The organism is Embleya scabrispora (genome assembly GCF_002024165.1).
GTDB classification, from domain to species: Bacteria; Actinomycetota; Actinomycetes; order Streptomycetales; family Streptomycetaceae; genus Embleya; species Embleya scabrispora_A.
The window spans coordinates 3446402-3470448 of sequence record NZ_MWQN01000001.1 but is presented as its reverse complement, the minus strand read 5'-3'; the positions used below and the strand labels follow the sequence as shown (position 1 = coordinate 3470448).

At 71.3% G+C, this 24047-nt stretch carries 20 protein-coding genes and 2 tRNA genes; 13 read left to right on the top strand and 9 right to left on the bottom strand.

Features of this window, described 5'->3' with window-relative positions; translation table 11 throughout:
* Positions 1–15: 15 nt before the first annotated feature.
* From B4N89_RS15420 to B4N89_RS15410, 3 genes are all read right to left on the bottom strand, one after another.
* Complete coding sequence (locus B4N89_RS15420; RefSeq protein ID WP_078976413.1) at positions 16–945, bottom strand: universal stress protein; 930 nt, start codon at positions 943–945, stop codon at positions 16–18.
* Positions 942–2393, bottom strand: a complete 1452-nt coding sequence (locus B4N89_RS15415; RefSeq protein ID WP_078976412.1) for an amino acid permease — start codon at positions 2391–2393, stop codon at positions 942–944. The genes B4N89_RS15420 and B4N89_RS15415 overlap by 4 nt, the downstream gene beginning before the upstream one ends.
* 309 nt (positions 2394–2702) lie before the next feature.
* Positions 2703–3248 carry a nuclear transport factor 2 family protein gene (locus B4N89_RS15410; RefSeq protein ID WP_161500728.1) on the bottom strand — a complete coding sequence of 182 codons (546 nt, stop codon included), beginning with the start codon at positions 3246–3248 and terminating at the stop codon, positions 2703–2705.
* A 145-nt stretch (positions 3249–3393) separates the two neighbouring features.
* Between B4N89_RS15410 and B4N89_RS15405 the strand changes: the two genes are divergently transcribed.
* Positions 3394–4179 (top strand): SDR family NAD(P)-dependent oxidoreductase, encoded by a 786-nt coding sequence (locus B4N89_RS15405; protein WP_078976410.1) that lies wholly within the window; start codon positions 3394–3396, stop codon positions 4177–4179.
* 45 nt (positions 4180–4224) lie between these two features.
* Here the strand turns inward: B4N89_RS15405 and B4N89_RS15400 are convergent, their stop codons facing one another.
* A complete protein-coding gene (locus B4N89_RS15400; protein WP_078976409.1) occupies positions 4225–4830 on the bottom strand; it encodes a DUF4291 domain-containing protein in 606 nt (201 codons plus the stop codon).
* Positions 4831–5076: 246 nt separating this feature from the next.
* Here B4N89_RS15400 and B4N89_RS15395 point away from each other — a divergent pair, with 246 nt between their 5' ends.
* From B4N89_RS15395 to B4N89_RS15370, 6 genes are all read left to right on the top strand, one after another.
* Positions 5077–6258: an acyl-CoA dehydrogenase family protein gene (locus tag B4N89_RS15395; RefSeq protein ID WP_078976408.1), complete on the top strand. Its 1182-nt coding sequence runs from the start codon at positions 5077–5079 to the stop codon at positions 6256–6258.
* 8 nt (positions 6259–6266) lie between these two features.
* On the top strand, positions 6267–7238 hold the full coding sequence (locus tag B4N89_RS15390) for a bifunctional MaoC family dehydratase N-terminal/OB-fold nucleic acid binding domain-containing protein (RefSeq protein WP_235618629.1): 972 nt from the start codon (positions 6267–6269) through the stop codon (positions 7236–7238).
* Positions 7238–8365, top strand: coding sequence for an acyl-CoA dehydrogenase family protein (locus B4N89_RS15385; protein WP_078976406.1), 1128 nt, complete (start codon positions 7238–7240; stop codon positions 8363–8365). The genes B4N89_RS15390 and B4N89_RS15385 overlap by 1 nt, the downstream gene beginning before the upstream one ends.
* Complete coding sequence (locus B4N89_RS15380; RefSeq protein WP_078976405.1) at positions 8362–8811, top strand: MaoC family dehydratase; 450 nt, start codon at positions 8362–8364, stop codon at positions 8809–8811. Before B4N89_RS15385 ends, B4N89_RS15380 begins: the two co-directional genes overlap by 4 nt.
* Positions 8808–9989 carry a lipid-transfer protein gene (locus tag B4N89_RS15375; protein WP_078976404.1) on the top strand — a complete coding sequence of 394 codons (1182 nt, stop codon included), beginning with the start codon at positions 8808–8810 and terminating at the stop codon, positions 9987–9989. The genes B4N89_RS15380 and B4N89_RS15375 overlap by 4 nt, the downstream gene beginning before the upstream one ends.
* A gap of 138 nt (positions 9990–10127) precedes the next feature.
* Positions 10128–10934 carry a DUF1906 domain-containing protein gene (locus B4N89_RS15370; RefSeq protein WP_161500727.1) on the top strand — a complete coding sequence of 269 codons (807 nt, stop codon included), beginning with the start codon at positions 10128–10130 and terminating at the stop codon, positions 10932–10934.
* A 54-nt stretch (positions 10935–10988) separates the two neighbouring features.
* Here the strand turns inward: B4N89_RS15370 and B4N89_RS15365 are convergent, their stop codons facing one another.
* Positions 10989–12644, bottom strand: coding sequence for a long-chain fatty acid--CoA ligase (locus B4N89_RS15365; protein WP_078976402.1), 1656 nt, complete (start codon positions 12642–12644; stop codon positions 10989–10991).
* Between the two features lie 444 nt (positions 12645–13088).
* On the opposite strand from B4N89_RS15365, the gene B4N89_RS15360 reads away from it, so the two are divergent.
* Positions 13089–13397, top strand: a complete 309-nt coding sequence (locus tag B4N89_RS15360) for a hypothetical protein (protein ID WP_161500726.1) — start codon at positions 13089–13091, stop codon at positions 13395–13397.
* A gap of 229 nt (positions 13398–13626) precedes the next feature.
* On the opposite strand, the gene B4N89_RS15355 is transcribed toward B4N89_RS15360, so the two are convergent.
* The gene (locus tag B4N89_RS15355) at positions 13627–16998 is read right to left on the bottom strand and encodes a PAS domain-containing protein (protein ID WP_078976400.1); all 3372 of its coding nucleotides are present in this window, start codon (positions 16996–16998) and stop codon (positions 13627–13629) included.
* Positions 16999–17142: 144 nt separating this feature from the next.
* Here B4N89_RS15355 and B4N89_RS15350 point away from each other — a divergent pair.
* The 4 genes from B4N89_RS15350 to B4N89_RS15335 all read left to right on the top strand — a co-directional run bounded on the left by B4N89_RS15350 (position 17143) and on the right by B4N89_RS15335 (position 20124).
* Positions 17143–17231, top strand: a tRNA-Ser gene (locus tag B4N89_RS15350).
* A 480-nt stretch (positions 17232–17711) separates the two neighbouring features.
* Positions 17712–17784, top strand: a tRNA-Arg gene (locus B4N89_RS15345).
* A 382-nt stretch (positions 17785–18166) separates the two neighbouring features.
* Positions 18167–19396 (top strand): helix-turn-helix domain-containing protein, encoded by a 1230-nt coding sequence (locus tag B4N89_RS15340; RefSeq protein WP_078976399.1) that lies wholly within the window; start codon positions 18167–18169, stop codon positions 19394–19396.
* 140 nt (positions 19397–19536) lie between these two features.
* Positions 19537–20124, top strand: a complete 588-nt coding sequence (locus B4N89_RS15335; protein WP_143657976.1) for a hypothetical protein — start codon at positions 19537–19539, stop codon at positions 20122–20124.
* A gap of 53 nt (positions 20125–20177) precedes the next feature.
* Here B4N89_RS15335 and B4N89_RS15330 read toward each other — a convergent pair whose 3' ends face one another.
* The 3 genes from B4N89_RS15330 to B4N89_RS15320 form a co-directional block, all read right to left on the bottom strand.
* A complete protein-coding gene (locus B4N89_RS15330) occupies positions 20178–20786 on the bottom strand; it encodes a hypothetical protein (protein ID WP_235618628.1) in 609 nt (202 codons plus the stop codon).
* A 379-nt stretch (positions 20787–21165) separates the two neighbouring features.
* On the bottom strand, positions 21166–22068 hold the full coding sequence (locus B4N89_RS15325) for an MmgE/PrpD family protein (RefSeq protein WP_078976397.1): 903 nt from the start codon (positions 22066–22068) through the stop codon (positions 21166–21168).
* Positions 22069–22245: 177 nt separating this feature from the next.
* A complete protein-coding gene (locus tag B4N89_RS15320) occupies positions 22246–23682 on the bottom strand; it encodes a VWA domain-containing protein (RefSeq protein WP_078976396.1) in 1437 nt (478 codons plus the stop codon).
* 137 nt (positions 23683–23819) lie between these two features.
* Here B4N89_RS15320 and B4N89_RS49795 point away from each other — a divergent pair, with 137 nt between their 5' ends.
* On the top strand, positions 23820–23996 hold the full coding sequence (locus B4N89_RS49795; RefSeq protein ID WP_161500725.1) for a hypothetical protein: 177 nt from the start codon (positions 23820–23822) through the stop codon (positions 23994–23996).
* The last annotated feature ends 51 nt before the right edge of the window (positions 23997–24047 follow it).

The following is a 24047-nucleotide window of genomic DNA, read 5'->3' as shown; positions in this document are numbered from 1 at the left end:
GGCGGGCGCCGGAGGTCAGGGCGCGGACGGGGCGGGTGCCTTCCAGGCGTCGGCCCGGACGCCGCGCGGGAGGACCATGACCGGGGTGCGGGCGTTGCGGACGATCTTGTGCGAAACGTCGCCGACGAACACCCGCCTGACCGGGCCGACCGTGCCGGAGGCGCAGATCAGCAGGTCGTCGGCCCAGGTGACGGCGTCGAGCGCGGCACGTACGTCGTCGCCCTCGACCGTTTCGCCGTCGACCGCCCCGTCGAGGTCGGCGATCGCCGCCGCGAGGTCCTGCCGGGCCTGCTCGCGCACGGCGCGCAACACCTGCTGCTCGGCCGTCTGGTGCTGCTTGCCCGAGTAGAGCCGGACCGGTCGCAACACCAGCGTGAGCAGCCGCGCGTCGGCATCCAGGAGACGGGCGAACGCGACGCCGCAGGCCGCCACTTGGGCCGACTGCAGGGCGCGCTGGTAGGCGATCGTGCAGCGGGCGACGCGCGGCGGCGGGTGTTCGGCGAAGCCGCGCGGCGCCAGCACCACCGGCACCGGTGAGCCGTGCAGGAGTTGGTCCGCGGTGCTGCCGAGCGCGACCCGGCCGATCCGGCCGCCCGGCGCCGGACCGATCACCACGAGCGCGGCGCCGTGCTCCTCGGCGATCCGGGCCAGTCCGCGGCCGCTGCCCCGGTTGTCGCCGATCGCGCGCTCCACCGGCAGGTCCGGGTCCCGCTCCCGCAGTTGCCGCTCCGCGTCGTCGAGCAGTCGATCGGTCTCCTCGCGCAGGAACGCGCGCCACTCCGCGTCCACCGCGCCGACCCCGGCGCCGGGCTGGGCGGGCGGGCGGACGTGCGCGAGCACGACGCGGGCACCCGCCTGGCGGGCGAGCAGCGCGCCCAGCGCGAGCGCGTCCTGCCCGCGCGGTTCGGGCCGGCAGCCCACCACGATCCGCATGTCCGCGCTCACCGGTCCGCCTCGGCGCCGGCTTCGGCGCGCCAGCGCGAGTGGCGGTAGCCGTACAGGAAGTAGATCGCCACGCCGGCCGCCATCCAGACCAGGAAGACCTGCCAGGTGGTCCCGGAGAGCCGGGCCATCAGGTAGATGCAAAAGCCCACGCCCAGCAGGGGGGTGATCGGGAAGAACGGCGAGGTGAAGCCGCGCGGCAGGTCGGGACGGGTGCGGCGGAGCACGATCACTCCGATGTTGACCAGGGTGAAGGCGAACAGGGTGCCGATGCTGGTGGCTTCGGTGAGCCGGCCGAGCGGGACCAGGGCGGCCAGCAGGGCCACCCACGCGCCGGTGATCAGCGTGTTGGCCACCGGGCTCTGCGTACGGCTGTTGACCTTGGCGAAGATCGGCGGGATCAGGCCGTCGCGGGCCATCGCGAACAGGATCCGGGTCTGCCCGTAGAGCACGGTGAGCACGACGCTGGCGATCGAGATGATCGCTCCGGCGGACAGGATGGTCGACGCCCACGAGCCGCCCGTGACGTCGGTGACGATCTGCGCGAGTGTCGCCTCGCTGCCCTTGAATTGGTCCCACGGCATGGCGCCGAGCGCGGCGAGGGCGACCGCGACATAGACGATGGTGACGATGCCGAGCGAGATCAGGATCGCGAGCGGCAGGTCGCGGCGCGGGTTCTTGGCCTCCTCGCCGGCCGTGGAGGCGGCGTCGAAGCCGATGTAGGAGAAGAACACCTGTGACGCGCCGGCGCTGATCCCGGCCGCGCCCAGCGGCGCGAACGGGGTCAGGTTGCCGTGCTTGAACGCGGTGAACGCGATGGCGCAGAAGAACACGAGGGTGATCAGCTTGATGAAGACCATGATCGTGTTGGCCACGGCGCTCTCCGACACCCCGCGCACCAGCAGGACCACCGCGAGCAGCACGACGACGACCGCGGGCACGTTGAACGTGCCGCCGTCGCCGGGGGGTTGGCTGATCACGTCGGGCAGGCTCACCCCGAAGGCGGAGTCGAGCAGTTCGTTGACGTACTGCCCCCAGCCGACCGCGACGGCGGAGATGGACACGCCGTACTCCAGGAGCAGGCACCACCCGCACACCCACGCGATGCCCTCGCCGAGCGTGGCGTACGCGTAGGAGTAGGACGAGCCGGACACCGGGATGGTCCCGGCCAGTTCGGCGTAGGACAGCGCCGAGAACAGCGCGGTGACCGCGGCGAGTACGAACGAGATCACCACCGCCGGGCCGGCCTTGGGCACCGCCTCGGCCAGGATCACGAAGATCCCGGTGCCCAGCGTCGCGCCGACGCTGAAGAAGGTCAGTTCGAGCAGCCCCATGGAGCGCCGCAGACCGCCCTCCCCCTCGCCGCCGCCGCTCTCCGCGAGGATGGCGTCCACGGGCTTCGTCCGCAGCACGCCCGAGCGCGACCGGGGTGCGACATGACTGGCGGGCAAATCCGGCCTCCCTGGAAAAACACGGTCCGAGAAGGGAGGGGTGCCCCGACAAGGGGCGCTCGAACGGCCTTTCAGCCATTCGGCCCGGGCCCGCGGGCGTCGATCGGCGGTCCGGCCGCCGCCGGGCCGCCGACAGATCGGGATTGCGACTGTGCATAAGTTATCCACAGGCTGTGGAAATATGTGGGGGATGCCGTGCGACTCCTGTGGACAAACGACAGGACCGCAGCGCTACCGCAACCCGCCGGGGTCGGCCCGCGGGGGTCCCATGGTGGGCCGGGGAGCCGGCGCCGCCCCGGTGACACGCCGTCAGACGCCCATCCGCGCGGGCACCTCCTCCGGCCCGAGTCGGCGCATGTCGGCGAACCCGTCGCCGGTGGAGTAGCTGTCCTCGCACACCACGAGCGCCTGCTCGTCGAAGCCCCACACGATCGCCATTCGGGTCTCGTACAGGTAGAACGCGTCGACGTCCGGCACCGATCGACCCATCCCGACCAGGACCCGGCCCGGGTAGGCGATCCGCAGGATCCCCTCGGTGACCACGGTGTCCCGATCCACCGTCAACCGGTCGATGTGGTGGGCGAGTCGGCCGCAGTCGTTCTCGACCACGGCACGATAGAACTCGCGGACCTCGGCATAGGACTTGGGGGCCCTGTCCACCGGTGACGCGCCCCACTGGTGATAACACGCGTTCGGCGCGACGGTCGCCATCAGCGCGTCGAGATCGCCTTCGTGTTCGGCGTGCATGTGCGCGACCAGCGTGGTCAGGATCGCGCGGCGGCGCGGATCGCTCTCCTCGGCCAGTCGTTTCTCGGCGAGTTCCCAGGTGCGTCGTGCGTCGATCAGCCCCGTCATGTACGTGCCTTCCGCAGGTCGTCGATTCGCCCGACACCTTGCCCCGAAGTAGTTGACTGTGCAATACAAATCTGCACACACGTGTCGCATCGACGGGCACGCACGGAGGACGAGCCACCGAGGTGGCGGACGGGACGGGTGGCCGATGAGCGGCGACACGAACGAAGTACGGGACGCGAACGCGATGTTCGACCTGAGCGGTCGGGTGGCGATCGTCACGGGGGGCAGTCGGGGGATCGGGCGGGCCATCGCGCACGCCTATGCCGCGGCGGGCGCCTCGGTGGTGATCGCCAGCCGCAAGGCGGACGCCTGCGAGGCGGTGGCGAAGGAGATCACCGACGCCGGCGGCCGGGCGCTCGCGGTGGCCACGCACTGCGGGGAACTGGAGCAGTTGGCCGTGCTGGTGGACACGACCGTCGCGCACTTCGGCGGCATCGACATCGTGGTCAACAACGCGGCCAACGAACTGGCCCAGCCGCTGGGCGCGATCACCCCGCAGGCGTGGGACAAGTCGTTCTCGGTCAACCTGCGCGGACCGGTGTTCCTGGTCCAGTACGCGCTGCCGCACCTGATCGCCTCCGGGCGCGGCTCGGTGGTCAACGTGGTCAGCGCGGCCGTGTTCACCCGTGCCGAGGGCAAGGGTCTGTACGCCGCGGGCAAGGCCGGGCTCGTCGCGTTCACCCGCACCATGGCGGGCGAGTTGGCCGAGCACGGCATCCGGGTCAACGCGATGGCCCCCGGCGCGGTGGAGACCGACATGGTCCGCAAGACCGGCCCGGAGACGATGGCCCGGATGCGGGGCGCGGCCCCGCTGAACCGGATCGCCGCGCCGGAGGAGATGACCGGCCTGGCCCTGCTGCTCGCATCCGACGCGGGCAGCTTCATGACCGGCCAGATCGTCAGCATCGACGGCGGGCTGACCGTGCACTGAGCCGGCCGCCGCCCCGCTCCGGGCAAGGCCGGTGACGCGGCATCCTCAGCCCACCGGCGAGGCCCCGATCACCGGCACCAGTTCCGCCGGCAGCGGATACGCCGTCTCCACCGGCACCAACGCCCGAGCGGCGTCGTGATCACCGGCGCGGACCAGGTCGTGCACCCGATGTGCGAGCGCGGTCACGTCGGTGATCCGGCGTGTCCACTCGTCGGCGTAGGCGCGCGTCGCCCACCCGGCCAGGCCGAGTTGCAGTGAACGATGTGCCAACGGCCGCAGGTCCAGGTCGCGTTCGGGATCCCACTGGATCCGCACCGTGGTCGCGTGCAGCCGCCGGCCCCAGGCGTCGCGGTCGGGGTAGGTGTCGGGCTCGTAGTGGCTCAGGCACGCCCCCGCGAGCGCCGCCTCGAAACCCGCGCGGTCGATCTCCAGGGCGAGCACCCGCTCCTGGCGCGGCTTGGTGGCCCACCCGCAGCGGTACATCATCCAGGTGAAGCTGGGCTTGACCCAGGTCATCCGCTCCCGGCTCCAGGTGTCCGGAAATCGCCCGTCCCGGACGGCCGCGTCGGCGATCTGCGGCTTGTACGCCTGGTACACGGTGATCGTGTCCTCGTTCCAGAGCGCGCGGATCTGCCGGTGGGGTATGTCCATGCGCGCAAGTGTGGCGGCCCCGACCTGGCCCGAACCACCCGTTTTCCGTGCGTCGGCCGACACCGAAAAAATGCTTGATATTGACAAGCGATCCCGAGTCGGAGAGATTCGACGTGCCGGGCGACACGCGTTCCCGGTCCGTATCGATGTGCAGCGCGGGGCAGACCCGACCGCGACCCTTCCGTGCCCGGCGGGCGTCGACCCGCGTCGCGACCACGCGATCCACGCACGTGAAGGAGCAGTGACGTGCATCTCGCCCCGACCCCGGCGCAGGACGCTCTGCGGGCAGAGCTGCGGGACTATTTCACCCGGCTGATCACCCCCGACGTCCGCGCGGACCTCGACCGCGAGGGCGAGGCAGGCGGTCCGACCACCCGGCGGGTGCGCCGACGACTGGGCTCCGACGGCTGGCTCGGCATCGGGTGGCCGACCGAGTACGGCGGGCAGGGCAAGGGCCCGGAGATGCAGTTCATCTTCTTCGACGAGGCATATCGCGCCGGCGCGCCCGTGTCGATGGTCACCCTCAACACCGTCGGCCCGACCCTGATGAAGTTCGGCACCGAGGCGCAGAAGAGCTACTACCTGCCGCGCATCCTGGCCGGCGAGATCATCTTCGCGATCGGCTACAGCGAGCCCTCGGCCGGCACCGACCTGGCCTCGCTGCGCACCCGTGCGGTGCGCGACGGCGACGAGTGGGTGATCAACGGGCAGAAGATCTTCACCTCGACCGCCCAGGGCGCGGACTGGATCTGGCTCGCCTGCCGTACCGACGTGGACGCCCCCAAGCACAAGGGCATCACGATGATCCTGGTGCCGACCACCGACCCGGGCTTCTCCTGGACCCCGATCGTCACCGTCGGCGGGATGACCACCACGGCGACGTACTACGACGACATCCGGGTGCCCTACGACAACCTGGTGTTCGAGGAGAACTCGGGCTGGAAGCTGCTCACCAACCAGCTCAACCACGAGCGGGTCGCGCTCGCCGCGCTCGGCATGCAGGCCGAGGACTTCTTCGCCGAGGTGCTGGCGTGGGCGCGCGAGACCGAGGTGGAACCCGGCGTCAAGGTGATCGACCAGCCGTGGGTGCGGCTCAAGCTGGCCGAGACCTACGCGCGCCTGTCCGCCGTACGCATGTTCAGCTGGCGCCTGGTGCACGACGTCGGCAACAACACGCTCAACCCGGGTGACGCGTCGGGCGTGAAGTTCTTCGGCACCGAAGGTGCCATCGAGGTGTATCGCAACCTGATGGAGATCGTCGGCCCCGACGCGACGCTGCGACCGAGGTCGCCCGGCGCGTTCGGTGACGGACTCCTGGAGGCGATGAACCGCCGCGCCCAGATCAACACCTTCGGCGGCGGCGTCAGCGAGGTCCAGCGGGAGATCGTCGCCATGGTCCGCCTTGGCATGACGCGAGTGAAGCGGTGAAGGACGACATGACGGACACCACCAGCCGGGACAAGGCCGCCTTCCTCGCGGTCGTCAAGAAGTACGAGGGTGTGCACGACCAGTCGGGCGTGCTCGCGCTCGATCCGGTCAACGGGCCGATGATCCGGCACTGGGCCGAGGCCATGGGCGACAAGAACCCGGTCTACACCGATCCCGAGGCCGCCGCGGCGACCCACTTCGGCGAGGTGGTCGCGCCCGCGACCATGCTCCAGGTGTGGATCATGCGCGGGATGGACGCGGGCCTGACGGTCAACACGGTCACCGGCGAGTTGTACAAACACTTCACCGACAACGGCTTCGGCTCGGTCGTGGCGACCAACTGCGAGCAGGAGTACATCCGGCCGCTGCGGCTGGGCGAGGTGGTGCAGTACGACCAGCTGATCGAGACGGTGTCCGAGGAGAAGACCACGGGCCTCGGCGTCGGCCACTTCATCACCACACTGGTCAACATCTACGTCGCGGGCGAGGCCGGCCGCGAGCTGGTCGGCACGCACCGCTTCCGGATCCTGCGCTACACGCCGCACCGGAAGAAGCCGAAGGCCGCGCCCGCGGAGCGCGCGCTGCGCCCGCGCAAGGTGGTCAACAAGGACAACCGGGCCTACTGGGACGGCGTGGCCGAGGGAAAGCTGCTCTTTCAGAAGTGCACGGCCTGCGCCACCCCGCGCTTCCCGTTCGCGCCCGGCTGCAACCACTGCGCGTCGCTGGAGTGGGAGAGCGTCGAATCGGCCGGCGCGGGCGTCGTCTACTCGCATGTCACCATGCACTACCCGAAGTTCCCGGCGTTCGACATGCCCTACGCGGTCGGCCTGATCGAACTCGACGAGGGTGTCCGGATGCTCGGCAACGTGCTGGGCGTGGCGCACGACGAGGTGCGGATCGGACAGCGGGTGCAGGTCGAGTTCGTGACCCACGACGCCGAGTTGACCGTGCCCGCGTTCCGAGTGGTCGGGGAGAACTGATGGACTTCAACCTCACCGAGGACCAGCGGGACCTGGTCTCGCTGGCCGAGCGCATCTTCGCCGACCAGTCCACCGACGAGCGACTGAAGAAGCTCGCCCAGTCCGGCGCGGACCTGGACGCCGAACTGTGGGGCCGGGTCGCCGAGGCGGGCCTGGTCGGCGCGCTGATCCCGGAGGAGCACGGCGGCGGCGACCTGGGCCTGGTCGGGCTCGCGCTGCTGGTGGAGCAGCAGGGCCGGTTCACCGCGCAGATCCCGCTGTTGGACACGGTGGTCTACGGGCTGCTGCCACTGCTCCGGTTCGGTACGCCGGCGGCGGTCGAGAGCGAGTTGCCCGGCCTGCTGGACGGTTCGCGGATCGTGGCCGGCGCGCTCGCCGAGGTCGGCGCCGCGCTGCCGGCGGTGCCGAGGACGACGGCCCGGCGCGAGGGGGCGGGTTTTCGGCTCGACGGGGCGAAGCGGGCCGTGCCGTGGTTGACCGTGGCCCACCGGGTCCTGGTCACCGCGTCGCTGGACGGCGCGCTCGCGGTGTTCACGGTGGACGCCGACGCGGCGGGCGTGGCGATCGAGGCCGCGCCGACCACCGCGCCGTGGGCGTCGGGCAACCTGACGCTTGCCGACGCGCCGGCCGCGCTGCTCGGTACCGCCGAGGCGGGCGCGGAGATCGCCGCCTGGATCGTCGACCGCGCACGGGTCGCGCTGGCCGCGCAGCAGGTGGGCGTGTGCGAGCGCGGCCTGGCCCGCACGGTCGAACACGTGAACACCCGCGAGCAGTTCGGCAAGCCGCTGGCCACCAAGCAGGGCGTGATGTTGCGCGCCGCCGAGGCGTACATGGACACCGAGGCCATCCGGGTCACCACGCTGGAGGCAGCGTGGCGCATGGACCGCGGCGAGGCGGCCACGGAGCAGGCGCTGGTGGCCCGCTGGTACGCCTCCGAGGCCGGCAAGCGGGTGGTGCACGCGTGCCAGCATCTGCACGGCGGCACCGGCTCCGACATCGACCATCCGATCCACCGCCACTTCCTGTGGGGCCGTCAGATCGACGTGACCCTGGGCAGCGGCATCCAGCACCTCGCCGCGCTCGGCGACCTGCTCGCCCGCGTGCCCGCCCAGGGAGGCAACCGATGACCACCGCGAACCCGGCGAGCCTGACCCACGCGGAGGTGTCCGTCGGCGACGAACTGCCGCCGCTGGTCATCCCGTTGACCCGCACGCTGATCGTGGCCACGGCCCTGGCCACCCGCGACTTCCAGGACGTGCACCACGATCCGCAGTTGGCCGCGGACAAGGGCTCGCCGGACATCTTCATGAACATCCTGACCAGCAACGGCTTGGTCGGGCGCTACATCACCGACTGGGGAGGTCCCGAGACCGAGTTGCGCAAGGTCGCGATCCGGCTCGGCGCCCCGAACTACCCCGGCGACACCATGACCCTGACCGGCACGGTGACCGCCAAGCCCACCGCCGAGGACGGCACCCCGCTCGTGGAGATCGCGGTCGTCGGCGCCAACAAGCTCGGCAACCACGTCACCGGCACGGTCACGGTGAAGCTGCCGGAAGGAGCCGACGCGTGAGCCTCAAGCACGCCGACAACCTGCGCGGCAAGGCCGCCATCGCCGGGATCGGCGCGACCGAGTTCTCCAAGGAGTCCGGCCGCAGCGAACTGCGCCTGGCCGTCGAGGCGGTGGGCGCCGCGCTCGCCGACGCCGGGATCGCCCCGTCCGAGGTGGACGGCCTGGTCAGCTTCACCATGGACACCAACCCCGAGATCGCGGTCGCCGCCGCGGCCGGGATCGGCGACCTGACCTTCTTCAGCCGCATCCACTACGGCGGCGGCGCGGCCTGCGCCACCGTCGCCCAGGCCGCGATGGCGGTCGCCACGGGCGTCGCCGACGTGGTGGTCTGCTACCGCGCGTTCAACGAGCGCTCCGGCCGCCGCTTCGGCTCCGGCGTGCTCCAGCGCGACCCCACCGTCGAGGGCGTGGGCCTGGGCTGGAACATGCCGCACGGCCTGCTCACCCCGGCCTCGTGGGTGGCCATGTTCGCGCAGCGCTACCTGCACGTCTACGGCGCGACCACCGAGGCGTTCGGCCACGTCGCGGTGGCCGACCGCAAGCACGCGGCGAACAACCCGAAGGCGTACTTCCACGGCAAGCCGATCACCCTGGAAGACCACCAAAACTCGCGGTGGATCGTCGAGCCGATGCGCCTGCTCGACTGCTGCCAGGAGACCGACGGCGCGCAGGCGATCGTGGTGGTGAGCGCCGAGCGGGCCAGGGACCTGAAGCAAAAGCCCGCGATCATCAACGCGGCGGCGCAGGGCGCGGGCCGCCTCCAGGACCAGATGACCAGCTTCTACCGGGACGGGATGACCGGCCTGGCCGAGATGGGCGTGGTCGCCAAGCAGCTGTGGCAGACGTCCGGGCTCACCCCCGACGACATCCAGACCGCGGTGCTCTACGACCACTTCACCCCGTTCGTGCTGATGCAGTTGGAGGAGTTCGGCTTCTGCGGGCGCGGCGAGGCGCCGGCGTTCGTCGCGAACGGCGGCCTGGAACTGGGCGGCAAGCTGCCGACGAACACGCACGGCGGGCAGTTGGGCGAGGCGTACCTGCACGGGATGAACGGCATCGCCGAGGGGGTGCGGCAGATCCGGGGCACTTCGGTCAACCAGGTCGAGAACGTGCACAACGTGCTGGTGACGGCGGGCACCGGGGTGCCGACGTCGGGACTGGTGCTGGGCGTGGAGTAGCGGCCGGCCGACGCCCACCGCGGCGCCCACTGGGCCGCCCGGGTGACGCTTCGGCGTGTCGCCCGGGCGGTCCGTCGGTTTCGCCGCCGGTCATGCCCAGCGTGGTGGGAGCCCCTTCCCGCCATGCCAGGAGGTCTCGTGCGTCCTCTGCTCACTCGTCGGATCGCCTCGACCGTGTTGCTCATCGCCGTGCTCGGCCTGCTGCCCGCCGGGCTCGCCGAGGGTGCCGCGACACGGTCGGGGAGGTCCTTCTTCGTCTCCGGTCCGGGCTTCGACACCTGCGAGACACCCACCGTGGAGACCATGCAGGCCTGGCGCGAGTCGCCGTACAAGGTGGTCGGCATCTATGTCGCGGGCGACAACCGGGCCTGCAAGAGCACCCGGCTGACCCGCGACTGGGTCACCGCCGTGCACCGCCAGGGCTGGGACTTCCTGCCCATCCAGGTCGGCCTGCAAGCGCCGTGTTCGCAAACGCGCAAGCCGCACCGGGTCGACCCGGCACGGGCCGCGGAGCAGGGCGTCGCGGAGGCCGACGACATGGTGGACCGCAGCACCGCGCTCGGGTTCCGGCCGGGGAGCGCGGTCTGGTTCGACATGGAGGCGTACGACAACACCGACGCCGCGTGCCGCACAGCGGTGCTCGACTTCGTCTCGGCGTGGTCCGACCGGGTCCGCGAGCACGGCTTCGTGGCCGGCTACTACAGCAGCCTGGACTCCGGGGTCGCCGACCTCGTCAAGGCCGTCGGCAACCGCTCGATCCCGGACGCGATCTGGTACGCCCGCTGGGACGACAAGCCGGTGACCAGCGGCGACGGCGCGCTGCCCGACGGGTACTGGCACGGCAGCCGGGTGCACCAGTACAGCGGCAACGTCACCGAGACCTACGGCGGTCGGACCCTGACCATCGACCGCAACGCGGTGGACGCGCCGGTCGGGGTGTTCTGAGCACCACCGGGCCGTCGGCCGGGCCCGGGTGGGCCCGGCCGACGGATGCCCGGCTCAGCCGCGGTCGACCTCGCTGACCTCCAACGCGCCCTCCGCGTACTGCCGGCGGATCACCTTCTTGTCGAACTTGCCGACGCTCGTCTTCGGTACGGAGGCGATCAGGCTCCACCGCTCGGGCACCTGCCAGCGGGCCACCTGCCCCGCGAGGTAGTCGCGCAACTGTTCGACGGTGGTCTCCGCGCCCTCGCGCAACACCACCGTCGCCAGCGGGCGTTCGCCCCACTTGTCGTCGGGCACGCCCACCACGGCCGCCTCGACCACGTCCTCGTGGCCCATCAGCGTGTTCTCCAACTCGACCGACGAGATCCACTCGCCGCCCGACTTGATCACGTCCTTGGCCCGGTCGGTCAGCCGCAAGAAGCCGTCGGCGGTGATCGTGCCGACGTCGCCGGTGTACAGCCAGCCGTCCTTGAACCGGCCGCCGCCACTGGCGTCCGCCGAGCCCTCGTCGCCGATGTACGCGCCCGCGATCCACGGTCCGCGCACCAGCAGTTCGCCCACCGCCTCGCCGTCGAACGGCATGTCGGTGCCGTCCGGGCCGACCAGGCGGGCCTGCACGGACGCGGGCAGGCGGCCCTGCGAGATCCGGTACGAGAACGCCTCGTCGCCGGTCGTCCCGGCCGGCGGGCGGGCCACCGAGCCCAGCGGCGAGGTCTCGGTCATCCCCCACGCGTGGATGATCCGCACCCCGTGCCGCTCCTCGAACGCGTGCATCAGGCCGGGCGGGCAGGCCGAACCGCCGACCACGACCTCCTTCAGCGAGGACACGTCGGTCTTGTGTACGTCGAGGTAGTCGAGCAACCCGGTCCAGATGGTCGGCACCGCGGCGGCGAACGTCGGCTTCTCGGCGGCGATCATCGTGGCCAGTGGCTCCGGCTGGAGGAACCGGTCCGGCATCAGGATCGACGCGCCGCACAACATCGCCGCGTACGGCAGGCCCCACGCGTTGACGTGGAACATCGGTACGACCGGCAGCAGCAGGTCGCCGGAGCCCAGGCCGAAGCCCTCCATCGCGCACACCTGCATGCTGTGCAGGTAGGTCGACCGGTGGCTGTAGACGACGCCCTTGGGGTTGCCGGTGGTGCCGGAGGTGTAGCACATCGCGGCGCCCTGGCGCTCGTCGATGTCCTCCGCCCAGTCGAACTCGGTCGGCCGGCCCGCGAGCAGGTCGTCGTAGCGGTGCACCTGCTTGCCGCAGTCGGCGAGCGGGGCCAGGTCGGTGTCCGCGCCGGTGACCACCACGTGTTCGACGGTGCTCAGCATGGGCAGCAGCGGGGCGGCGAGCGCGGCCAGTGAGCCGTCCAGGACCAGGACCCGGTCGTCGGCGTGGTTCGCGATGTAGACCAGCTGCTCGGGGGGCAGCCGCAGGTTGAGCGTGTGCAGCACCGCGCCCATCGACGGGATCGCCAGGTAGCACTCCAGGTGCTCCTGGTTGTTCCACAGGAACGTGGCGACCCGCTCGTCGCCGGTGACGCCGAGTTCGCGCAGGGCGTGCGCCAGTTGCGCGGATCGTCGGCCGATCTCGGCGTAGGTGGTCCGGCGCGGTGTGCCGCCGGTCCAGGTCACCACCTTCGAGCCGCCGTGCACCGTGGTGCCGTGTCGCATGATGCGAGCGATCGTCAGCGGCACGTCCTGCATCGTGCTCAGCACAGTGGAGCCTCCCTGCGTTCGCCGGACGGGGACCGGTCGAGGTGTAGGGGATTCTTTCTCGCCCATCGGGTCGTTGTCAGCCCTTCGAGCGGCACGTTTCGGTTTGCGGGCGGGGTGGCTCGGTCTCCGGGCGGGTGGCTCGGTTTGCGGACCGGTGGCTCGGTTTGCGGACGGGGTGGCTCTCGGTTTCCGGGTCGACCCCGGATCACGCGCCGACTCACGCGCCCGTCGCGATCCGCCGTGCGCCCGTACGGGTGAACCAGGCGTGGCGATCGGCCGATCGGGCTAGCCGGACGGAAGAATGCGACGGTGTCCCGGTTGCTCCGGATGGAACGTCGTTTTCCATGGAACGCCGCGAGCATTCCGTAACTCCCGTTTTTCCGCTCTTCCGGAGGGGGACCGGCGAGCCCTCGACGTCCCCCTGGAGGGCATCTCGTGTACCCGTTGGAGGTCCGATCCGAACCGCATCCGCCGTACGACGTCGTGCTGCCGGACGCGTTGGGCCACCCCGTGCTCGGCTTCCGAAACGGCTACTGGTTCCACATCGGCCGGGACGGTCCGGCCCGGCCGTTGTGCGCGCGCACCGCGATCATCGGACATCCGGAGTCCGCCGGGCCTATCGTGCAGGTCATGTGTTGGTGGATGCGCGAACACCACGATCACCCGCAGGCGATCGACCTCGGTACCGAACTGGCGCTGACCGTCGGTGAGATGAGTCGCCGACTGCATGCGCGGGGGCCGGCGGCATGGTGAGGCGTTGCGGGTCGGTGCGGATAAGGCGGGTGCCGTGCGGGCCCCGGGTGCCGGCGATCCGGGTGCGGACGTGCACGATCTCGCGCTGCCGGGCCGGGGTGCCCGGGCGGCGGGGCGGGTGATCGGGCGGGGCCGTGTGCCCGGTTTGCTCGGTGTACTCGGTGCGCCGGGCTTGCTTGGTTTGCCCGGTTTGCTCGGCCGGGGTGGGCGCAGTGCTCGGGGTCGTCGTCTATTTGGGTGAGGCGATCTTGCCGAGCAGGTCGACGATGCGCTGTTGTACGTCCTCGCGGGTCGAGCGCTCGGCCAGGAACAGCACGGTCTCGCCGGTCTGGAGCCGGTGCAGGTCGTGCTCGACCAGATCGAGCGTGGTGTAGACGACGATCGGCGTCGAGTGCAGGCGGGTGTTGTTGCGCAGCCAGTCGACCACGCCCATCCGGCGCCGGCGCACCAGCATCAGGTCCAGCACCACGAGGTTGGGCTCGACGCTGGACGCCTTGGACACCGCCTCGCTCTCCGAGGCCGCGTGCACCACGTCCATCCCGCGCCGCTCCAGCGACGCGGTGAACGCCGCCGCGATGTCCGGATTGGCCTCGACGAGCAGCACCCGCGAGGCGTGTCCGGCGCTGTCCGCGGGGGCGAGCGAGCGCAGCAGTACGGCCGGGTCGGCGCCGAACGCGGCGTCGCGGGTGGCCTGCATCAGGCCGGCGGTGACCAGGACCGGGATCCGCGCGGCGGTCGCGGCGGTGCGCAGCGACTGGAGCGCGGTACGGGTGATCGGGCCGGTGAGCGGGTCCACGAACAGCGCGGCCGGCTGCACGGGCACGCTCGCGTCGACCTCCTCGCGCGAGCGCACCAGGAGCGGACTCCAGCCGCGCGCGGTCAGCGCGCCCGCGGTCGCGGTGTCCGGCTCGGGCCAGACCAGGAGGCGACGCGGTTGTCCGTCCGGCGCCGGGCTGACCATGGTCGGCAGGTCCGCGCCGGACATCGCCTCGGCGTCACCGGGCGGGCCGGCCGGGTATCCGGCCCGCCGGCCCTGGAACGGGATCGGCTGGTCCGGCGCGGCCGGGATCGGCGGCAACACCTCGGTCGGCATGTCGGCGGCGGCCGGGCGGCCGGGGCGGTCCTGCACGCTGGTGCCGCGCCCGGTCGGGTCGGCCGCGCGGTTCTGCGCCGGGATCGGCGCGGGCGGCGTGGACAGGCGGCGTCGGGCCTGGGCGCCCTGCGGGGTGTGCACGCCGTTGAGCCGGCCGCCGGCGGCGGGCGTCGCCGGGGTCGCGGGTTGCCGGCCCGGACCGGTGGACGGGTCCTGGTGCGCGACGCCGCGGTGCGAACCGGACGCTCCGGCGGGGTTCTCCGCGGCCTCGGGCAGCTCGCGGGCGGCGCGGCCGCGGCGGGAACGGGGCGGGTAGACCGCCTCGAACGCGCCGCTGTTGTTGCGCGCGGCCTCCTCGGCCTCGTCGTACGCCTCGGCGTCGGGCCGCTCGTGCCGGCCCTCGTCGGAGCCGCCGCTCGCGGGCACCAACGGCACCGGGGCGACGGTGCCGGCCGGCAGGGCGAACGGGCCCTGCGGCGCGGGGGCGACAGAGCCGGGCGGCGGGGGCGCGGGTACGGGCGGGGTGGACGAGCCGACCGGCTCCAGGCGGGCCCGTGGGGGCTGGGCGCCTCGACCGCGGACGGCGAGTTCGACGCCGGCGCCGGGGGCGGGGCGGTCCTCGGGGTCGCGGTCGACGGTCTCGCGGTCGCCGGCTGCCGGTGCGGCGGCAGTTGCGGGTGTCGCGGGCTTGCGGGGGGCGACGGCGGAGCCGATTCGACGCTTGGGGGCGGCGGGGCGGTCGGAAGTCGCCGGGGCCGTTTGCTGCGACGCGGTCGCGGCGTCCGTGTCGGAGTCGACGGGGTCGGGGAATTCGTCCGCGGCGGGCGTGGAGCCGTCGGGTTCGTCGGCCTGCTTCGGAGCACCGTCGGCGGCCTCGCCCGTCTTCGCCGCCTCGTCGCCGTCCGCCCGGTCGGCCGCGCCCCGCTCGTCCTCGTCGGCCTTGGCCGCCTCGTCCGTCTTGTCGTTCTCGGCGGCTTTGTTGTCCTTGTCGTCCTTGCCGGCCTTGTCGGCGCCGGGGTCCGGGCGGCCGGACTGGCGGGCGCGGCGGCCCTTGGCCGCGCGGTGTTCGCCGGAGCTGACCACCAGTTCGGCGGCCTCCTCGTCGGCGGGCAGTTCGACGACGTACGTGCTACCCCGGCCGGCCACGGTGTGCGACTCGACCGTGCCGCCGTGCGCCTCGACCACGGCGCGGGCGAGCGGCACGCGGACGCCGCTGTTGCGGCTCTCGGGGCCGCGTACCTCGATCCGGGCGAGGTTGCCGCGCTGGGCCGCCGCGACCACGACGGTGGAGCCCTCGGGGCCGGCCGCGACCACGTCCGCGAGCAGGTGGCCCAGGGCGCGGGTCATCGCGTCGACGTCCACCCGTACGCCGACGGGGGACGCGTTGACCGCGAACTCCACGCCTGCGCCCCGGGCGAGATAGGTCACCGTCTCCATGGCGCGGTCGACCAGGTCGTCCACCGTGGTCGGCGCCCGCTCGGGTTCGGCCGGGGTGTCCGCGTCGTCCGATGCCGGGGCGGGGTCGGCGTCGTCCGCCTGGTGGGCGAGCACCTCGCTCGCGAGTTCCTCGAGGCTTTCCAACTCGCCCGCGACCTGACGCACCATCCGGCGGGCGCCATGGCCGACGTCGCCGGCTCCGCCGTCGGCCACCTTCTTCAGCCGGCCGCGTACCGCCTGGAGTCGGCCCAGTATCTCCGTGTCCACCAACTCGGCCAACTGCGCCCGACGTTCGCCGAGCGACTTCTCGCGGGCGGTGTCGCTGAAGGTCATCACGGCGCCGACCACGGTGCCGCCGAGCAGGATCGGCGCGGTGATCATGTCCACCGTCACGAAGCCCTCGTCGCCGCGCCACAACACCTGGTCGCGCAGCCGCTGCCGGCGGCCGTTGCCCAGGGTCACCAGCGGCGGGCACTCCTCGGCGGGCAGCGGGGAGCCGTCGGCGCGGGCGTGCATGAGCAGTTCGTGCACGTTCCGGCCGCCGAGGTCGCTGGCCCGGTGGCGGAGGATCCGGGCGGCGGCCGGGTTGGCCAGCACGATGTCACCCTCGGCGTCGATGCCGATGATGCCCTCGCAGGCCGCGCGCAGGATCATCTCGGTCTGCCGCTGCTGGCGCGCGAGTTCGGCCTCGACGTCGACCTTGCCGGTGAGGTCGCGCACGACGATCATCAGCAACTCGTCGTCGTACCCGGCCGGCAGGTTGGCACTGGTCACCTCGACCGGGAAGACCCCGCCGTCGGTGCGGTGCGCGGACATCCGGGTCGGCTTGGTCCGGGTGTCGCGGGTGTCGTTGGCCCGTACCGACCCCGGGATGCGCCGGTGGTCGAACGACGGGAGCAGGTCGAGGAGACCGCGACCGACCACGGGAGTGCCCGGCGCCTCCAGGACTTCCAGTGCCATGGCGTTCGCGTTGACGACGGTGCCGTTGCGATTCACCAGCAGGAGGGCGTCCGGCAGGGCGTCGAGTATGGCGGCGAGGCGAGCAGCGCCTCGGGATGGCCTGCTGCTCACGAAGCGCGTACCTCCTCCGGTCCTCGGACTGCGCGACGGCCATCTTGCCCGTCGCCGCCGGGGCATGTCACGACCGACTATCCCATTGTTTTTGCAGTCACGTTGACGAGCCTAGTAATCTGTTCCTCGTCGGCAAACACCGATGGAGGCTTCGCCTAGTCCGGTCTATGGCGCCGCACTGCTAATGCGGTTTGGGTTCATCCCCATCCCGGGTTCAAATCCCGGAGCCTCCGCTCGACGAACAGCCCGCCTGGTCCCACCAGGCGGGCTGTTTCGCGTCCATCGCCGTGACCTTTCCGTGACTACACGGCGACCCCGGGTCACGACTCGGGTCACGATGTCCGATATAGGGCTCATATCCGAGGCTCGCACCCGGACCCGCGCACACCCGCCATCCCGGCGAACACCACCGCAGCTTCCCCTCGACCGATCACACCCGCCATACCCCCGTCCGCCGACATGCCCGAAAGGCCCAATTCAGCCGGCAGCGAACACAACCCGGCCACACCCACGCGCGCCGCACCACCCGTCCGCACGACCCATGGGCCCGCCGCTCACCGGAACCCCCTCACACACCCTCACCCGTTCGGCTGCGGATCCCACACCAACCGAACCCCATTGCTCACGAAATGCCCAGTTCACACCACCACCGGACAATGGATTTCACCCCGAGCGGGGGACCATGTATTGTTGACCTCGGTCAAGCCGACCAAGCGCTCGTAGCTCAACGGATAGAGCATCTGACTACGGATCAGAAGGTTGCAGGTTCGAATCCTGCCGAGCGCACAAGATTGCGCCAAAGCACAGGTCAGCCCCTGAATCAGGGACTGACCTGTTTCGCGTTTCCCGACCCTGTGCAGACGGCCGCCGGCCCGACAGGTGAGCAACGTCGCAATTGGTCTCCGAAGCCGCCTTCTCTCGGTTGGGCACCCTGGCGAAGCCGGAGGCACCACAGGAATCGGCGCAGACCTCGACCGGCAGCGTGCGCGTCGCCGTTTCCTCGGCAACACTGCCGGTCCGCAACGGTGGCGAACTCTGCACGAGTCGACTCGACTTCGGGTGACGCGGCCTCCTCCGAGTGCCCGGAAAAGATCATTTCCACAACGAATGTGCCGGACGTACCGTGGTGGGTCGGAGGGAAGTTTTCGGTCGATCGGGGAAGAAGACCATGGCAGATCGCACCATTTGTGAAGCGCTCGGCCGGGCACGCCGTAGGCGTGGGCTGACCCAGGAGCAGTTGGCCGAGGCGTCGGGTGTCTCGCTGGGAGTCATCCGCAAGCTGGAGTGCGGCGATCGGTTGAGTGCGCGACTCGCCACGCTGCACAAGCTTGCCGCCGCGCTGGGGGTGCCGACCACGGCCCTGCTCGACACGACGCCGGCCGCGACGGCCGGCACGCCCGATGTCGAGCCTGATGGACTGCTGCGCCTGCGGCAGATTCTCAATCCCGTTCCCGGAGCCGCCCCAGACTCGACGGACGAGACCGGCGAAGCACCGGACGCAACCGCGCTGCGGGAGTCCGTCGCACAGGCCGTATGCCTTGCCGACGCCACCGACTTCAACACATCGGCACGTACGTTGCCGACGCTGCTGGCGGATGCGCAGTCGACCCTTCGGCATATGGAAACCGATGAAGAACGGGCTTCGGCCCTGCGTTCGCTGTCCACCGCGTATCGGCTGACGGGTCGGTTCCTGATCCAACTTCATTACCGGGATCTCGCCCACGCGGCATTGACGCAGGCTGTTCGTCTCGCCCAGGACTCGTGCGACATCGTCTTGGAGGGTTCCGTGGGCATCACCACCACGTGGCTCCTCATCAGGGAGCGCCGCCTGGACGAAGCGGAGCACTTGGCCGTCGCACTGTCGGACGCCATCGAACCCAGGTTTCGCACCGCGACGCCCTGGCAACTGGGGACCTATGGTTGGCTCCTGCTGCAGGCGGCATCGGCGGCGACCAGAAACAACCGCCCGGACGTCGCCACGGAGCTGTTCAGGACGGCGCGAGCTGCGGCTGTCCGCATCGGACCGGGATCGGGTCGACTCGCCTATGAACACCGTGACTTCGGCACACCCCTGGTCTCCATGAAGCTGGCCGAGCAGGCGTCCGTACAAGGCGACGCACGGCGTGTCCTCAAGATCGCGAAGTCGGTACCGGCGAGGTCGGCGGCAACCGTCGAGGACTACTCCCGGCATCGACTCGACGTGGCCAATGCCTACTTGGAGATGAAGGAGACCGGCGAAGCCCTCGAAACCCTGATCGAGGTCCGCAACGGCGCGCCGGACTGGTTCCGTGTTCAGCCGTTCGCGAAGGATGTGACCAGCAGGCTGGTCGAGAAGCGCAAGCGCCGGATGCCGACCGAGCTGGTATCCATTGCGGATGACCTGGGCATCGCGGTCTAGATGGGATAGATCGACTTCGAAGGTGCACTTACTACCCCACTGCGCATCTGGAAGGACGTGATCTTTCGCAGGAGTCTCCTGGTACCGCGAGTGCGTGCAGTCGGGAGCGCCACTCCAAAGCCGGCAGTGCCAGGTGACCAATGAGTGAGATCCGATTCATCACCGACGCCCCGAGCGTTCCGCCTCGTTCGCGCCCGTGCAGCGCGCTCGTGGTCGTGTCGCGGTCGCTGCCGGCCGTTCCCGACGCGGCGGGGGTTGCTCGGCGTCTTGTGTGGGAGGTGGGTGACCAGGTCGGCATCGGTGGTGAGCGGCGGGGCGATGTCGGGTTGATGGTCACCGAGTTGGTGAGTGAAGCGCTCTTCGTGGCCGAGGCGGCGTCGTATGTCCTGGACGTCACCGGCGCCACGGCCGAGGGGCGGCCCGCTCTGGCCGTGGTGTTTCGCGAGATCGGGCTCACCCGCCTGCCCCGTCGGCGCCTCGAATCCGGCCGGGGCCTCGCCGTGGTCGCCTCGCTCACCGACGGGTGGCCGCATCACGAGTGTGGGTGGTTCACCCCGAAGCGTGGGCCGACGTCGTGGTTCATCGTCGGCGACGTCTCCCCCGAGCGTGCCCGGCTGCTCGACGACCGGCGACTGCTCCACCTGCGCGGCCTGGAGAACACCCACCGCGTCACCCGCCACGACATCGGCGGCCCCCTGCGCCACATCGACTGGGGCTGCGACTGGTGACGCGGCGACACCGCGCCCGCCCGGGCCGGGCGGGCGCGGTGTCGCCGAGGGCGTTACGCGCGGATCGTGTACCAGGCGCCGAGGCCGTTGCAGCCCGTCGCGTTGTAGGTGGTGCTGCGGTAGCCGGGCGGGATGGGCGAACCCGGGCAGGTCCAGATGCCGTTGCGGACGAGTTGGTGGAACCAGGCGCCGATGCCGCCACAGCCGTTGCGGTCGTACTGCGTGACGACATAGCCGGACACGATCGGGGAGCCCGAGCAGGTCCACATGCCGTCGCGCGCGAGGCGGTGGAACCAGGCGCCGATGCCGCTGCATCCGTCGCGGTCGTACTGCGTGATCACGTAGCCCGTCACGATGGGCGAGCCCGAGCAGGTCCAGAGCCCGTCGCGAGCCGGCTGCTGGAACCAGGATCCTCGGCCGTCGCAGCCGGTGCGGTCGTACGCGGTGATGACGTATCCGGCCGGCACGGGCGCCCCCGAACAGGACCACCCGCCCTCGCGCGCGGCGGGCGACGTCTGCGTCGCGGCGGCAGCCGTACCCGTCGCCGTACCGGTCAGGACGACGGCCGCGAGTAGGACGACCGCTCCGAACATCGCGGCGACCCGGCTCCGGACGCCCGCGATCATCGGGTGGCTCCACAATTGACGGAATGTGCCGTTCATTTACACCAGTCCCATCGATGTGCTCGCTCGATATCCATATCCCCTGACGATCGAGGACCAGCCGAGAGTAGGACGGCGCGCACCTTGATCGGGCGTGGTGAAGAAAACTCGTGAAATGATCGACCGAACCACTCGGGCCGGAATACGTCGACCCTCCGATTTCCGGCCAGGGGCATGCGCAGGCTTCTCGGAGGGATCGTTCGGCCCGCGGCGGCCTGGAACAACAGCCGTGCCTCATGCGGGAGTTGGGGCGTTGCGCCAACCCTCGGTGGGCGTTCGTGTGATCCGCGACTCGTTCGGGAAATCCATATCTTTCCCGTGGGCCGAGAGCTGCCGATCGGGTCGTCGGGCCAATGGCTCCGAAAGGGTGCGCCGATGGTCAGGTACCCGCTGCGACCTTTACCGTCAGGGACAGGATCGAGTCGAGGGACGGAGCAAAGGCCAGGGCGCGGATTTCGGCGACCAGGGCCCTGGCGTCGCGGCGCCGGCCGCCGAGGAGTTCGCAGGTTTCCAGGTCGAATTGGTAGTCGGTCACCTCGGCCGCCGGGTGCGCCTCGCAGACCCAGCGGCCGGCGAGACCGCCCAGGCCGTCGAGTACCGCCTCCGGGCGCAGCAGTCGGGCCCGGCACAACTCGTCGATGCCGCCGACCGGGCCGCTCGCGCCGGACGCGGCCAGGCGGGCGGCGATCACCGCGTTGCCGGCCGCGACCCCCTCGGCCACCCCGACCGTGCCGCCCCGGCCGACCGGGCCGCCCGCGAACTCCCCCGCGATGCCCACCGCGTCCCGGATCCGGCGGGAGTCGAGCGTCATCAGCCGGGCCGCCGCCAGCGCGGCGCCGAGCATCCCGATCGAGGGCGAGCCGTCCCGGCCGCCCAGCCGGCACGCCATCTCGTGCCCGGCGACCACCGCCACCAACACCTCGTCGCCGCGCGCCTTGACCTCCTGGCCCACCGCCAGCGCCACCGGCAACACCACGGCCATCGCGCCGGCCGGGATATCGGCGGGGTCGGGGCCCGCCGCGCCGATCAGCATCCCGTTCGCGAGTGCGGCGGCGGGCGCCGCGAGCCGGCCGGCGGCATGGCCGATCAACTCGGCCTCGGGCGGGCCGCCGATGCCGACCGCGACGTGCACGGCCGGGTCGACGGTGCCCACCCGGGCCGCGCCGACCCCGCCCGCGATCGCCGTCAGGATTCGCCGACCCGTCGCCCGTCGTACCGTCACCGGTATATGACGCATCGTCAATTCGGTGGCCCACTCGGCGAATTCGCCCGATATCGCCATGGAACCCCTCCGCGTGCCTCGACCGCCCGACGACGTGGTGTGAAAGGACGACACAATGTCCCATTGTGACCGCCCCGGTGACGTCGCGTCAGCCCCCAATCACGTCGGGCACACGGCGTGCCGCACAGGCACATCACGCGCGATACACGGCGTAGGTGAACCCGCCCGCGCCCCGATTCAGCGCACCACGCCCGCCGTCCGCGCCGCCGTCAGCCACTGCGGGAACTCGGAGAGGATGCGCTCGTACAACTCGACGTCGGAGATCCGGTCGATGTCGTCCACCTGGAAGAACCCGGCGTTGTCCACCAGCCGCCCCGGCATCGTGTCGATCCGCTCCAGGATCCCGTAGTTGGACCGACCCAGGCCGACGAACTGCCAGAAGATCGGCAGCCCGGCGGCGTCCGTCAACAGCCGCTGGATCTGCTTGCTCCGGTTGACCCCGCCGTCCGAGAAGAACAGCACCAGCACCGGCGCGCCCGGCTCGCGCCGGTAGCGCGCGATGATGTCCTCGATCACCGCCGGCTCGTTGTTGCCGCCGTACACCCCGGCCAGCAGGTCCGGCGAACGCTGCGATCCGTCCGGCAGCGGCGGCGACTGCGGGCGGCGGCCACCGCCGTCGATGTAGACGTTGTCCGCGATCCAGCGCGGCAGTTCCGGGATCCGCACCGGGTCGAGCGGCGCGTACTCGTCGGCGAAGATCCACGCGTCCAACTCGCCGTCGTCGTCGAGCCGGGCCGCGATCGGTGCCATGCGCTCCACCAGGCGCCCCACCGCGCCCCCGGCATACAGCGCGCGCATCGAGCCGGAGCGGTCGAGCACGATCGCCACCCGGGCCCGCGCTCCGTGCAGGCCCTTCTTCTCCAGGCAGATCCGCACCGCCTCCTTGCGCAACGAGATCCGCGCGCCCATCTCCGGCGGCAGTGCGGCCAGTTGCGGGTCCTCCGAGGGCGCGGGCAGCCGCATGGTCGGCTCGTCGCTGTACGGCGGCGGCGCCCACCCGGGCGTGACACCCAACGGCGGACCGCCCACCGGCACCACCGGCAGCGTCCCGACGGGCACCGCGGCCGCGGCCTCGACCGGCGCTCCGTCCGCCGCGGCGTCGTCCTCCTCGCCCACGTCCACGCCGTAATCACTCGCGAGCCCGGCCAGCCCGCTGTCGTACCCCTGCCCGATCGCGCGCAACTTCCACGCGCCCTGCCGCCGGTACAACTCGCCGAGCACCATCACCGTCTCGGCGCCGCCCGCCCGCACCTCGAAGGTCGCGGCGACCGCGCCCGCGGCGTCCAGCGCCACCAGTGTCAGCCCGCCCACCCCGGCGAACGTGCCCTCGTGCACGGAGGCGGCCAGCACCACCCGCTCCACATCACCGGGCAGCGCACCGGGATCGACCCGCACACTCTCGCCCTCGGCGTGCGCACCGACGTGGCGCACGGCGCCGTCCGCGCCGGTCGGCTGGTTGTAGAACACGAAGTCGGCGTCCGTACGCACCTTGCCGTGCGATCCGAGCAGCAGCGCCGAGGCGTCCACACTCGGCGCGTCCGCCGTACGGCGGATCACCAGGGTCAACGGACCCGCGGGAACCGGGATGTTCGCCCCGGCGATCAAAGTCGTCATGGTCGCCAGTGTGGCCCGAACGGGCGGCCTCCCGCAGAGGTGTACGCCCCGCCTCGGTGGTGGACGTGATCGGCGTCACGAGTGATCGGCCGGCACATCGTGAATGATTTTCCCCATCAGGTGGGAACCAAGCGGTTATGGGCAACAACGGTCATCATCCGGGCGGCCATCGCGCGGACCCCGGCGAGTGGAGCGACGCGGAGCACGAGCGTGCGCGACTGCTGGTCGAGCGCGCGGCCTCGATCGCCCGCCGCCTGGAGTCCCTGTGCGCCGCCGAGGCGGCCGCGACGCAGCGCGGCCCGGGCCGCACCTGACGGTGCCGCCCGGGCCGACCGACGGACCGCCGGGGCCTGTCGAAGACAGGC